The organism is Oscillospiraceae bacterium (assembly GCA_022483045.1).
In the GTDB taxonomy this organism is placed as follows: domain Bacteria; phylum Bacillota; class Clostridia; order Oscillospirales; family Acutalibacteraceae; genus Caproicibacterium.
On sequence record JAKVOA010000001.1, the window covers coordinates 1,065,590 to 1,078,929 of the forward strand.

Here is a 13,340-nt window from a genome sequence, read left to right on the forward strand (position 1 = left end):
TGATTATATCAAACTTCCACTGTGGAGTCAAAACTGGAGGGATTTTTATGGAACAAAAGGTCAAACAGGAAAAAGCAAAGGGAAACGCTGCGCGTACACTCATTTATTGGGTGCTGATTGTGGCATGTGCAGCGCTTTCTGCAGTTTTTTTCAATATGAAATCCTTTAAAGGCGCCAGTGCTTTTGGTTTTGCCGGCGCGATTGGGGCCGTACTCTTAGTGTGCCTGTATTTTGTTTTAAAGCATACGAATTACAACGTAACAGGCATGTCCAGTACGTTTAACCTGGCCTTTGGCGGTATGCTTGCGGCACTGGTACTGGCCGGATACTTTCTGACCATCCGCCTGCCGATAGCCGGAAAAGCACAAATCGGCTTTGGCAACGTTTTCTGCATCTTTTCAGGTCTGATGCTTGGGCCGATTTACGGAGGCCTGGCGGCGGGCCTTGGCAGCTTTTTGTATGACATTATCACTGGCTGGGCAGATAGCTGCGTCTTAACTTTTGTTACGAAATTTGTTATGGCATTTGTCTGCGGCCTGATTGCGTGGGGCCTGAGCGGCCAAAAACTGAATAAAACGGAAAACGGAAAATTTCAGCTTGGGCGCATTATCGCCGCGGCAGTCATCGGTTCTCTGTGCTACAGCGTCCTTTACCTGACGCACGGCTATATAGAGGGCGTTCTTTTGGGCAATGCTGCAAAGGCTTTGAACACGATTATGACTGTAAAGCTCGCAGCAACTGTAACCAACGGTATTATTGCAGATGTTGTTTCCATTCCACTGTTTTACCTAATCCGTGCGGCACTGCGGCGCAGCCATTTGGCTTTTCGCACACAGTAAGTGCTTTATCTTTTCTCTCCGCAGCCATAAGCTGCGGATTTTTTATGCCGCTTTGCCGTGCAAAAGCGTTGACAACCTTTTCGAGGTGCGGTATGCTAAAAGATAATTCCTGTTTTGTTTTAATTGTACGTAATTGTCTTCTTATTACATGGACAGGGCCAGGAGGTATCTGAACAGAATGAGCAAATATGAACTGGTGGCCGGACTGGAAACACACGTAGAATTGGCAACAAAAACGAAGATTTTCTGCGGCTGCACCACAGAATTCGGCGGTGAACCCAATACCCACTGCTGCCCTGTGTGCATTGGTCTGCCCGGCGCCCTGCCAAAGCTGAACCAAAAAGTAGTTGAGTACGCGATTATGGCCGGGCTGTCAACACACTGTGAGATTGCAGAGATCAGCAAAATGGACCGAAAGAATTATGTATATCCCGATCTGCCAAAAGCATACCAGATTTCGCAGTTTGATATGCCTTTGTGTACACACGGCTATATACAGCTTTCAAATGGGCGCAAGGTGCGCATTACCCGCATTCACATTGAGGAAGATGCTGGCAAGCTGGTGCATTCCCGCGGCAGCACCTATGTAGACTACAACCGCGGCGGCATACCACTGATTGAAATTGTCAGTGAACCGGATATCCGCTCGCCGGAAGAAGCAAAAGAATACGTGGAAAAGCTGCAGTTTTTAATGCGCTATATCGGCGTTTCCGACTGCCGCATGGAAGAAGGCTCTATGCGCTGCGACGTAAACGTTTCTGTACGCCCGCAGGGCCGCGATAAGCTGGGTACACGCACGGAAATTAAAAATATGAACAGCATCAGCTTTATCACGAAGGCAATGGCATACGAGTATGACCGGCAGTGCGACCTGCTGGAAAGTGGCGAAGAAGTGGTGCAGGAAACCCGCCGCTATAATGAATCCGAGGACTGCACCGAAAGTATGCGCGGAAAAGAGGATGCGCAGGATTACCGCTATTTCCCGGAGCCGGACCTGCCAACCATTCACATCTCGCGCCAATACGTCGAAAAGCTGCGCAGTGCTCTGCCGGAAGGCCCCACGGCACGTACAGAGCGCTGGACCACACTGCTCGGCCTAAATGAAGTAGACGCACAGCAGCTGCTGCGCTACCGCAACGTCGCAGACTATTTCGACAAAGCTGCTGCTGGACTGAAAAGCGGCAAGGCAGCTGCCTCCTGCATTTTAGGACAGATTTTCCGCCGCATGGAAACAGAGGCTGACAAAGAAACTTTTTCCGTTTCTGTACCGCCGGAAAATCTTAATGCACTGCTCAAACTGCTGGAATCCGGCAAGCTGCGCATGAATTTGGTGAAATCCACACTGGAAAAGATGCTGGACTCCGGCAAGCCCATGAGTGCTTTCCTGAGTGAAAAAGACTTGGCCGGAATTGACGACGAACAGCTGGAGAATCTGTGCAAAGAAGCTCTTGGCAAAAACCCGAAAGCTGCAGAAGACTACCGCGCAGGCAAAGAAAAAGCTGTAAAGGCCCTGGTGGGTTATGTCATGAAATCGACACGCGGCCGTGCGGACGCACAAAAAGCAGAAACCCTGCTGATTCAGCTGATAAAAGAATCATAAACAACGCAAAAACACAAAAAGGCGCCCTCTGTCGCTGTAAAACGCGGCAGAAAGGTGCCTTTTCTTGTTTGCTTTTATATTTTATACTAGAAGACTGTCACCCCGCTTTTTCTAGATCGCGCCGCAAGCGCGCAATAATTCGTTTTTCCAACCGGGATATGTAAGACTGTGAGATGCCTAGCGCATCCGCCACCTGCTTCTGCGTGTGCTCCTGATAGGAGTTTAGCCCAAATCTCATTTCCATAATCTGGCGCTCGCGCTTTGGCAGCGCACACACCGCCACCAGCAGCGTGCGGCGCTCGTTTTCTTCTTCGATACCGGAACTGACTGTATCACTGTCACTGCCAAGAACATCGGCAAGCAACAGTTCATTGCCGTCCCAATCGATATTCAGCGGGTCGTCGATGGAAATTTCGTTTTTTAACTGGCTTGATTTACGCAGATACATAAGAATTTCATTTTCGATGCAGCGGGAAGCATAGGTCGCCAGTTTAATCTTTTTTTCCGGCCGAAAGGTGTTTACTGCTTTGATAAGTCCGATGGTCCCGATGGAAATGAGGTCCTCAGCCCCCGCCCCCGGCGACTCGAACTTTTTTGCGATATATACGACCAGACGCAGATTGTGCGTAATCAGCGGTTCACGAGCATTGGGCACGTTTTCTTCAATTTGTTTATAAATTTTTGCCTCTTCCTCTTTGGTAAGCGGCGGCGGCAGGGTTTCTGGGCCGTTGATGTAGTGTATTGGTACAGCAAACAAATGGCGAAGCCAGTGCTTCAATTTTTCCAGCATATTCTTTTCCCTTTCGTATGATTTTGCCTTGTGGACCGTCATTTTCCTCCCCCTGCAGCAGAGCAGGCGGAACCAGCGCCTGATATGCCCCGCCGGCAAGGCTTTGCTTTGTATAAGCGATATAACAATCGGCCTGAAAAGCCGCTCCGCCCGGAAAAAGGAGTGTGCAGTCTTTTGCACGCCATGCTTTCAACAGTCCCTCACCGCCGACTGAGGTAAACGGCACAACCCGTGGCGCTTCTTTGGGCCGAGGTGGCAGTGCCCTCTCCTCTGCAACAATGACAGGCAGACCAGAAAAGGGTTCCCTCAAGTCACTGCCGGTGTCAATCTGCGCAGAAAGCACTGCGGAACCGCTTTCCAGTGACAGCTGTAGCTGACAACTACTTTGCCGCGGGGCGCGGCGCTCTGCGCTGCGCTGAAATAGGCGCAACAGGAAATAGCCAAAAAGTGTGAGTACCACCAGTAAAAGCGGCGGCACATAGAAATAAATAACGCTGTTCTTCACAAACAGCCCGCCGGGGGCAATAAAGTACCATACTGCAAGGAAGATTCCGGCCAAAGCGAAGCTGAAAAGGAACAGGGTCAGTACTTGACGCATAAATGCCGGAAATCCGCGAAAGCCAAACGACGCCAATGTAATCGGCAGCGAAAGCCCCAGCCGCAACAGCATTTCCGGGAGAGGCGCAAGCGGTGGCAGTAGAATAATCAAGGAGCCACCGGCGCCAATCAGCGCGCCAAAAAGCAGGCGGTAGCGGCGTACGCTGAGATGCAGAAACTTTGCCACAAGCAGCAGCAGAAAGTAATCAATCATTAGGTTTACTGCCAGCAATACATCAACATACACCGTCTGCAATAGGATCACCCCCTTGCTGACAAGTATAAAGCGGGCGCAAAAGAAAATTTGTCAAACCTCCTCCTATAAAACAGATTTTATAGACACTGTTTTCGGCAAAAAAAGAAAAGGCAGATACCTAAAATGAAAAGGTATCTGCCTTGTTTTATAAGTCATTTGGAGGAAGCTGTGCTCGTTTTTAATACTGCCTGCACAATCCAGCGCGTGGCGTGGCCATGCCCTGTACAGGTGGAAAGCGTGAGAACGTGATCGGAAGCCGTTGGGGAAATGCCAGTAGAAATCTGCGACATGATGCCACAAGCACGTAAATAGGACTGCCTAGAAGCAAGGTCCGGAAAACCGATTTGGTAGGTCTGCCCCTCTGTACTGACTTCATAGGCAGCAAAAATTTGGTATGTATGGCAACCGGTTTTATTCGTGATATAAATATTTGGGTGAGCTTTCCAGTAGCTTGAATCTTTATAATCCTTCAGGGAAGCAAACATAGAGCCGTTGTTCATGTGATGCCCGTAAAGAATCGTATTAAAATTTGAAAAATCCGCCGTGTTTTTGCATTCCATAAAAATGGAGCCGACAATCTCCTCATCCCGATTCCACGTATGCGTCAGGTAATAGGAATTATCAGAATGATGCAGAATTGGGTAAGAAATGACCGTATTGGGAATGGTGATCCAGCCAATAACTTCACTGTTTACCTTTTGCAGAGCGGCCAAATCCATCTTTTGCAGAGACGCTGAGTAATCCGCCGCAGCGGCACTCGCCTGCTCGCCACCAGATGATTGACTGCTGCCGCCGGATGATTGACTGCTGCCGCCGGAAGCTGCAACTTCGCTGCTAGAAGTGGAAAGTGTTGGGATTTTCGCAATGTTTGCCGCATTCGTGTATATATCTTTGCCGTTTTTGTACTGCATTTCGTTGTAAATTAGCATACATGCGCTTACCGCAAACACAGCCGCAAACAAAACGATAAAAACGGTCATTACTTTTTTCTTCAAGAGCTGGTTCCTCCATAGAGTCTGAAATTCCCTTTATTATACCAGTTTCCTAGTAGAATGACAAGAAGCCACAAAAACGAAGAACAGGCTCTCACCCATAGGGCAAAAGCCTGTTCTTTATTTAGCAAAGCAGAAATTACTGAACCTTTTTCCGTTTAGCACACAAAACGACTAAGCAGGCTGCACTGATGCAGGCAACTGCCGCAAGCAGACCTGTGTGACTGGAGTCACTGGTTACTGCTGGCTTAGCAGGCTCTGTCACAGCAACCGAAGTCACTGGTGTTGGAACAGAAGATGGTACGACAGGTGCGGCATAACTGTTGGTGAAAAGAACTTGAACGTCTTTGGAACCAACAGCATTTTTCTGAATTTTTGCTTGACTGGCAAGACCGCCATTGCTATCATTCGTAACAATAACTGTCAGCTTGTAAAAAGCCGTGTCATACGTAACGTTCTCTGCTGTGCCTTTTGTCTGGGAAATTCTGTACTCATAGTTACCAGGCATTGTGAAAGTGATTGGGCCAAAGCTAGACTTTCCGCTGCCTGAAATGGTAGCCTGAGTATCTTTGGGCATTGGGGCATTCGCAGTTACAGCAGTAATTGTGTACTGAAAATCAGGTATTTTATTTGGCGTACCTGTGAATACATTCTCGATAGGGCAAGTAAATGTAGTCGAATAATCAGACGACGCTGCTAATGCGGATACCGGAAACAATGCCATTACGAACATAAAGAGCGCTAAAACTGTGCAAAAACGTTTTTTCATAACCATGGTGTTCCCTCGGCACCTCCTTTAATGAACTATTTTTTGGGAACCAGCCGCCCAAACAGGACCGTGCGGCCGTTGGTAGTGGCTGTTGTACACGTAGACATAGCAATTATTTTATCATTTGCAGTAAGGCCCAAGTCGCGATAATTCAGAGATTTGCTTTTTATGTAAGAAAGCATTTCCTGTTTCTCGGCTGTTGTCTTTACTGCGGCAGGTGAGAATATTTTTGAGTCATAAGCGTCAGCTGAAACACAGGCAAACAAAGAAATGGAATATGTTTTGCCTGGCAGATACAGCGTACCGGTCTTGTGAGTATCAAAATATGACTGCTGACGAAAATCGGCTATGTCGCCGAACATTGCGCCATGCTCCATATGGTGACCATACAGAAGCGAATAGAAATCGGAAAAATCCGACGCATTGTTGCAATCCAGAAAAATGGAACCAGAAAAGGAAAACTGACCATATACATCTTTATTGATGTAATCCAAATTTGTTTTGCCCTGCACAACAGGATAATCGATATGCGTGCCATCTACCGTAAGCCATGCACGTACATCCGGGTTGAGCTTCATAAGCTCGGCAAGAGTCGGGTTGGAAGGATTGTCAGCACTTGGCTTATACTTTAAAAGGTCACTGGAAGTGTAAGCGCCCTTATACAGCATATAGGAATTCCATAGCGAATAACCGCCAAACAGCATGACCAGCACGATCGCCAAGCCCACAATGAAATCAAGCACTCTGTTGGCGCCACGGGCTACTTTTGCGGCTGTTTCCAAACCGAGGGTCTCTCCTTTACAGCAATGAAATAACCGATTGCGAAATTATGACTTACTTAGAAGCGCGGCGCTTTTTGGTAAAGTACACAGCTGCGAAACCGCCAGCCAGTACCAGCATGAGTGCATACGGTGCAACATGCATGACGACGCCGGTAATAACTACCTCCTGTTTGTCGTTGGTAACTGTTACAGTTGTTGGAGTAGTAGTATGAGTCTTAGCAGTTGCAGTCTTAACTTCGCCTGTGGTGGTGTAGCCATCTGTGCCAGACTCGATCTCTGTTACAGTATAGGTATCGTTTTTAGAAAGGCCGGTAACCGTGAGATACTCGCCACTTTTTAAGGTGTATGTAACAGCAGTGCCGCTAGTTAAAGAAGCAGCAGTGCTTGTGCCTTCTTTAGTGGTCTTCGAAACTGTGTACTTTTCGCCATCAGCACCCTTAACGGTTACTTTGAAATGAAAGTCTTTGTTCAGGTCGCCCTGGCCGCCGGTAACAGTCTTCTTGACAATCAAGTCATTGACACCATTTTCAGTGCCAGTTTTGTACTCATTGGTGAAAACGCCGTTGGCCTTGTCGGTCGTCTTGCCTTCAAAAGCAACGCCATAAACGACACCAGTGTTGTCAACATAAACATCCAGATACTTTGTAGTTGCATCATACGTAATACCATCGTAATTACCAGCAGTTTCCTTCACTGCATAGCGGAAAATACCAGGCTTAGCAGGATTAGTAAATGCTTCGGCATTAATTGCAATGGTCGCATCTTTCTGTGCGGTATAACCATCAGTTGCCGGGTCAAAAGAAATCGCAGCAGATTTGGCTACGCCGCCCTCAACACCTTTATAGATTGGGTTTGTCGGGCTGTCTATACCAGCTGCTGGCTCAATAGTGAAGTTGAAAGTTGTTTTTGGTGCATAGACATTTTTAGCTTTGTCTACGTCAGTTTTGTCTACGTCAGTTTTGTCTACGATCTTCGTGATCTTAAAACTTGTTACAGGTTTTACAGCTTTTACAGCTGTATCCTTATCATCGATAGCGGATGCGGAAATTGCGAACACGGAAACAGACATGGCGGCTGCTAATGCAACAGCAGCAATGCGTTTGAACATTTTCTTTTTTTGCATTACAATCTTCCTTTCAGGCCTCTAATGATTTGTTGTCTGTGGGCTATTAAGCTTACAACAGAGCTTTTGAACAGGCGAATGAAATCGGCTTATATCAACTGCACGAGGGACAAACACCAAAGGTTTACCTCCTCGCCCCAGGCAAAGCCCCAAGATGCAGTAAATATACGGAATGCAGTGCTAAAAATTGTTGCGGCGCAGGTCAGTAAAGACCTTACCCTTTATTTCGGAGGTATTTACCGCACCAAAATAGCGGCTGTCTTTTGCGCCCTCGCGGTAATCGCACAAAACGAAAACCTGGCCGGCGCCGAGCTTGAGCGGATATTTGACATAGCTGCCATACTGCGGTGTTTGGTAGAAGATTTTATCCTCTGACTGCACGCTGCCGTTGATCTTTACATGGCCGTCTTTCGTAATCTCCACACTGTCGCCGGCTATAGCGACCACGCGGCCGGTGTACGTGACACCGTTTTTCTGAAAGACAATAACATCACTGGCGGCACAGTCTTTATCCAGGCGGTAATACAGGAGTAAATCCCCCGCGCTGATGCGCGGATACATGTCTTCATTTGCAGCAACATGCAGGCCAAAGATAAAACTGAACACCAGCCAAACCACAATAACAACACTGGCAAGCTTCGTAAAGAACGTAATAACAGCATCTTTGTCGGCTAGGCGGCGCAAACGCCCGTCAATCACTTTTTCGGGTGTCAGCGGTTCTGGCGGCTGCTGTGGCTTTTTCTTAGCCATTGGCATCACCATGCCCGGCCTGCAAATCTGCGAGCTGCTGTTTTAGCCGGCAAATGTACGCCTGGCGCTCTTCGAGCAGCGCTTCATAACGCTCTGCCTGTGCGTCAAAGGCACTTTGATACTCCAGCTGAAGGGACTTAAGCTGTTTCCAAACGTCCGCTTCCTCTACCCCGCCAAAAGTTTTTTTGCGGAATTTCATTTCTTTGAGCAGGGCGGCGATCTCTTCCATTGACTTTGCAGGCATTTATACGCTAGACCTCTTACTTTCTGAAATTTTACTTAGACTCTCTTTTTGCGGGAAACAACGTATGCTGCACCTGCGGCAAGAGCGATCCCACAGATCACCGCATACGGTGCGGTATTGCTGCTGACCCCAGTCGGGACAACCGCTTCTTTTTCATTTGTGTAGGTCAAGGTCTGGTCCGAAGCGATTTGGCCATTCACAGAGGGGACCTCAATATCAACATGATTGGAATCAGAAGCTACAATCGTTGTTGTGTAGTCTTTATTATCGTTCTTGTCCTCGGTTACGGTATAAGAATAATTGTAAGGAAGGACAAGAGAAATAGAGTTACCACCTTTGAGTTTAAAGGTATAAGTGCCGTTGCTATTGGCTGCAAGCATTGTATTGCCGCCCTTTAAAGCATCAGTATAGGCTTTTCCATCTTTAGAAAGCGTCAGGGTAAAGGTAAACTCTTTATTGGTTTCACTCATCTTACCGGAAATAACTTTTTTAACAGTTAAAGTAGGCTGAGAATACTGATTCGTGAAACGAGCAAAGTAAGTTTGACCGGCAGTAACCTTTACTGCTACTGATGTGGAAGAAGCAGTTAGCTTATAGCCATCAATTTGGTTATTTGATTCGGTTACCGTATAAGAACCTTCTTTCAGATTCCGTACTAAATAAGAACCATTAGTGAAAGAATCATAAGTAACTGTCTTTACAGTTGCACCTGAAGAATTCTTTACCGTAAAGGTAACTCCTTTTTGCTGATCTGCTGACAGAGTAGAACCTGTAAAAGTTTTGCAGATTCTTATGGCCCCATCAGTTACCTGCAAAACAGGTTTTGCATAATTTGCTGTGCCATTGGTCGAACTTGTAGTATTGCCTTCTGTCCTTACGACCGTGAACGCAACTTTTGCAGTAGCGTTGGAGAAGAAACCGTCTTTGCCGGAACTTGTATTATTGCCTGGGGCATCTGTACCGGTATCGCCTTTATTTGGATAGACACCGTTATTATTCGTAAGATAGTCGCTAGCGGCATCGGTCGGTTTAATATTAAAACTAACCGTGTAGGTAGTGCCCTTTTCCAGAACCATATTCTCGCCGAGGTCCCATGTAAGCGTGTTGCCGCTTACACTTGCCTGCGGTGCAGTGGACCATGTTGTTGCTGTACCAGTTGCGTCTGTCGTTGTGTAAGTAAAGTTGTTTGACGCAAACTGTGCATACTGTGACAGCGTATCGGTAATGCTTACACCTTTATAGGTTGCGGTCTTGGTGATTGTCTTATAAATATTATTAAAAGCAGCATTCAATTTTTTTGCGTCAGTGCCATCATAATAGGCGCCTTTTGTAGCCGTGGCAAAGTCCGTCATTCTTGTGACACCGGCCGCTGCACTGACAGAGAATAAAGCGACACCTTCTCCACGCTTATTGGCTTCATCGACTGCGCACTTGTAGTTGGCGCTATATGGGTCATCATTACCACTGCCGTGAACACCCCAAGTCTGGAACATAAAATCTTCATCATCTCCGTCCTTCTTATTATAGGTGTTTCCCAAAAAATCTGTCTCTGTACTTGTCACCACAGAGGTGTTACGGTAAGTTGGGTCACCATCAGAAAGGAAGATAATATACTTTTCTGCGCCCCTGCGCGCCTGAATGTTGTTTGCAGCTTTCAGGCCAGCTTCCCAGTTAGTGCCGCCACCAGCATGTAAGGCATTAATGGTGGCGGCAACAGCGCTATAGTTGGTTGTAAGGGCCTGTGGTGTTGCGGCCCGGGTAGCAAAGTCCACAACAGCCACCTGGATATTTCCGTTGCTGTTGGTTTTGCTGTCGAGCAATTTTGTGGCAAGACTTTTAGCAGCAGCCTGAGCGGTAGATAAGCGCGTGGAACCGTTTCCACCGCCTTCATTCATACTGCCGGAAGTATCAATGACAAGCACGACATCGGCTTCCCCTGCTGTCTGACTTTCGCTGGACTGCGAGTCACCGGTCACGTTTAAAGACAGCGTATAGGTGCCATCGCTGTTTTTCTTAATGTACTTCTGATGTGCCGGAACACCCAGCTCAGCCTCACCGTTGGAATTCGTTAGGCCGTTGTTGCTGGGAGCGGCAACAGTCGGCACAGACATAATCTTCTTTTTTACCACTTGAGAACTGCTGGAAGACTGTGAAGAAGAAGCCGCGGCTTTTTCTGTCTGCGAAGAGGCAGTGGAAGAAGAACTATCCGCGCTATTTGCCTCCTGTACAGTGGTACTCGGCTCTTCTGTGCCGGAAGACGTACTGCTCTGCTGTGAGGACGCAGATGTGCCGCTGTCCTTGCCAGAGGAAGTGTCGGCGCTTACAGAAAGCACGCCCGCGCCGCTTGCTAAGGCAAGCGCAAGCACCACGGCCAGAGCCTTGCTGAAGCGGCCTTTTTTCTGAAACAGCTTGCTCAAAGTCATCTTTTCCTTTCTCTCCTAAGATTACGGGCAAGCGCCCGCAGGATTAGGTTTTTGTTTTGCTGCAGCTGCCCCGGCAAATTTCCGTAAGACTTACCCGAAAGCTGTAAAAGCAGTGCAGTGCTGGAAGAAACATGGACTTGAAAATTCGGCGCTATTTTCCGTGAAAGAACTTTTTTGCTGGGACAGGCTTTATTCAGCGGAAATACAGCTGTCTTATGTAACTATGCATATACTACCATTTTGTTCAACAACTTGTCAATGTATTTTCACATATTTTCCATATATACGTAAATTTCTTTTTCGCAATATTGCATAATTTTTAGGAGTACTTTTTTAAAAAAATGTCGTAAAATTGTTTTTTTGTACCGATTGATTCACTTTTTTGACAATTTAGTGAAAAGGGAATGCCATAAACCAGCAAAATTGCTGTATAAAATCCCATTAACTTTTATTTTACATTTCTGGTGTTGACTTCCATGCAGTCTCAAGCGCCACCTTCATCATTTCATGGAAAGAGTTCTGTCGGTCTTCTGCAGAAAGGGCCTCACCCGTAAAGATATGGTCGGAAATTGTAAGAATGCTGAGCGCTTTTTTGTGGCAGGCGGCGGCGATCCAATAAAGGCCGGCAGTTTCCATTTCTACTGCAAGATGACCAAAGTCGCGCAGCTTTTGGTTCAGGTCGGGCTGCGGATAGTAGAAGAAATCAGAAGTATACACATTGCCGACAACTGCATGTACCTTGAGCTGCTTTGCGGCCTCTACGGCATGCGCAAGCATTCCGTAGTCTGCAGACGCTGCCAGCTGCCCAGGAATGCCGTATGCGCTGCCGTATGAAGAATTGGTAGAAGCCGCCATAGCAATGACGACATCGCGCACCTTTACGTTGTCGGCCAGACCGCCAGCAGAGCCAATGCGGATAATCGCATCTACATCGAACTGATTATAAAGCTCTGTTGCGTAAATGCCCAGCGACGGCACACCCATGCCGCTGCCCATGACGGAAATCTTTTTGCCGCGGTACGTGCCGGTGTAACCCAGCATATTGCGCACCGTGTTGAAACAAACTGGATTTTCCAGGTAATGCTCGGCCACATACTTTGCGCGCAGCGGATCGCCCGGCATCAGCACGACTTTTGCAATATCTGCGTCCTGTACGGAAATGCTGGCTGAAATGGAGGTCTTTGTCATAATCTACAATCCTTTCTTTACTGACCGTTTGTGTATTGCATGATATAAAATCATTTACTTACATATAAAAATCCGCTTACTTGTTTTGGCCATAGTGATGCAGCAGAAAATCACGCATATAGGCAACATCTGCCGCAGAGATTGGACAGGGCCGGCCGATCTGCAGGGCCATCTGGTAGACGCGGGCAGTCATTTCCAGCACAGTGCAGGTACGAAACGCCTGCTCCATCTCGGTGCCCAGGCACACAGCGCCGTGATTTGCAAGCAGGCACGCCATACCGTCTTTTCCAAGGGCTTTCTGCACATTTTTTGCTAACTGATGCGTGCCGGGCAGCGCATACTCAGTAACCGGCACAGCACCGCCAAGCGCCTGTGCCGCCTCGTCAATGATCGGTGGAATCGGCCGGCGCAGTACGGCAAACACCATAGAATACACCGGGTGCGTATGAATCACAGCGTTTATTTCAGGTCGGCTGCGGTAGACAGCTAGGTGCATTTCCGACTCAACAGTCGGTTTGCGGCTGCCGGAAACAACAGCGCCACTCTCATCCATCACGACAACGTCATCTTCCGTCAATGTATCATACGGCATAGCCGAGGGGGTAACATAAATCAGACCAGCCGCGGGGTCGCGCAGACTCAGGTTACCCCAAGTCTCAACGGTTAGGCCGCTGTGCAGCATCTTTCTGCCCGCCTGCAGCAGTTCTGTCTGAAAATGACGCTGTACAAGCTTTTGATTTTTATTCATTTTTTCTCCTCACAAAATTACTAGTATATTTATAATAACTGACGGTGACAGTACAGTCAAATCCTTTTTTAGGAGATCTGGCTTTTTGATTTAAAAACATATAAAAAGCCGCGCGGCCAAACTACAAAAATAGCTTAACCGCGCGGTCTTTGTTTTGGTGAACCATCGGGGATTCGAACCCCGGACACCCTGATTAAAAGTCAGGTGCTCTACCGACTGAGCTAATGATTCATATCTGT

General features: G+C 47.5%; 13 protein-coding genes and 1 tRNA gene. 2 read left to right on the top strand and 12 right to left on the bottom strand.

Annotation, left to right across the window (positions count from 1 at the left end):
• Positions 1–47: 47 nt before the first annotated feature.
• Both LKE53_05160 and gatB read left to right on the top strand, forming a co-directional pair.
• Entirely contained in the window at positions 48–839 is a 792-nt protein-coding gene (locus LKE53_05160; GenBank protein ID MCH3972143.1) for an ECF transporter S component, read from the top strand.
• A gap of 178 nt (positions 840–1,017) precedes the next feature.
• Positions 1,018–2,439, top strand: a complete 1,422-nt coding sequence (gene gatB, locus LKE53_05165; GenBank protein MCH3972144.1) for an Asp-tRNA(Asn)/Glu-tRNA(Gln) amidotransferase subunit GatB — start codon at positions 1,018–1,020, stop codon at positions 2,437–2,439.
• A 97-nt stretch (positions 2,440–2,536) separates the two neighbouring features.
• Here the strand turns inward: gatB and sigE are convergent, their stop codons facing one another.
• The 12 genes from sigE to LKE53_05225 all read right to left on the bottom strand — a co-directional run bounded on the left by sigE (position 2,537) and on the right by LKE53_05225 (position 13,332).
• Positions 2,537–3,229: an RNA polymerase sporulation sigma factor SigE gene (gene sigE, locus LKE53_05170; protein ID MCH3972145.1), complete on the bottom strand. Its 693-nt coding sequence runs from the start codon at positions 3,227–3,229 to the stop codon at positions 2,537–2,539.
• Entirely contained in the window at positions 3,111–4,073 is a 963-nt protein-coding gene (locus LKE53_05175) for a sigma-E processing peptidase SpoIIGA (protein ID MCH3972146.1), read from the bottom strand. The genes sigE and LKE53_05175 overlap by 119 nt, the downstream gene beginning before the upstream one ends.
• 161 nt (positions 4,074–4,234) lie before the next feature.
• Positions 4,235–5,077: a class B sortase gene (srtB, locus tag LKE53_05180; protein ID MCH3972147.1), complete on the bottom strand. Its 843-nt coding sequence runs from the start codon at positions 5,075–5,077 to the stop codon at positions 4,235–4,237.
• A 136-nt stretch (positions 5,078–5,213) separates the two neighbouring features.
• Complete coding sequence (locus tag LKE53_05185; GenBank protein ID MCH3972148.1) at positions 5,214–5,843, bottom strand: hypothetical protein; 630 nt, start codon at positions 5,841–5,843, stop codon at positions 5,214–5,216.
• A 35-nt stretch (positions 5,844–5,878) separates the two neighbouring features.
• Positions 5,879–6,625: a class B sortase gene (srtB, locus tag LKE53_05190; GenBank protein MCH3972149.1), complete on the bottom strand. Its 747-nt coding sequence runs from the start codon at positions 6,623–6,625 to the stop codon at positions 5,879–5,881.
• 52 nt (positions 6,626–6,677) lie between these two features.
• Complete coding sequence (locus tag LKE53_05195; GenBank protein MCH3972150.1) at positions 6,678–7,748, bottom strand: QVPTGV class sortase B protein-sorting domain-containing protein; 1,071 nt, start codon at positions 7,746–7,748, stop codon at positions 6,678–6,680.
• A 180-nt stretch (positions 7,749–7,928) separates the two neighbouring features.
• Positions 7,929–8,498 (bottom strand): signal peptidase I, encoded by a 570-nt coding sequence (gene lepB, locus LKE53_05200; GenBank protein MCH3972151.1) that lies wholly within the window; start codon positions 8,496–8,498, stop codon positions 7,929–7,931.
• Positions 8,491–8,742: a hypothetical protein gene (locus tag LKE53_05205; GenBank protein ID MCH3972152.1), complete on the bottom strand. Its 252-nt coding sequence runs from the start codon at positions 8,740–8,742 to the stop codon at positions 8,491–8,493. Before LKE53_05205 ends, lepB begins: the two co-directional genes overlap by 8 nt.
• Before the next feature lie 35 nt (positions 8,743–8,777).
• On the bottom strand, positions 8,778–11,165 hold the full coding sequence (locus LKE53_05210; protein ID MCH3972153.1) for a VWA domain-containing protein: 2,388 nt from the start codon (positions 11,163–11,165) through the stop codon (positions 8,778–8,780).
• A gap of 453 nt (positions 11,166–11,618) precedes the next feature.
• Positions 11,619–12,353 carry a purine-nucleoside phosphorylase gene (gene deoD, locus LKE53_05215; GenBank protein ID MCH3972154.1) on the bottom strand — a complete coding sequence of 245 codons (735 nt, stop codon included), beginning with the start codon at positions 12,351–12,353 and terminating at the stop codon, positions 11,619–11,621.
• Between the two features lie 76 nt (positions 12,354–12,429).
• Positions 12,430–13,101 (bottom strand): class II aldolase/adducin family protein, encoded by a 672-nt coding sequence (locus tag LKE53_05220; GenBank protein ID MCH3972155.1) that lies wholly within the window; start codon positions 13,099–13,101, stop codon positions 12,430–12,432.
• A gap of 155 nt (positions 13,102–13,256) precedes the next feature.
• Positions 13,257–13,332: transfer RNA gene (locus LKE53_05225), tRNA-Lys, on the bottom strand.
• Between the last annotated feature and the right edge of the window lie 8 nt (positions 13,333–13,340).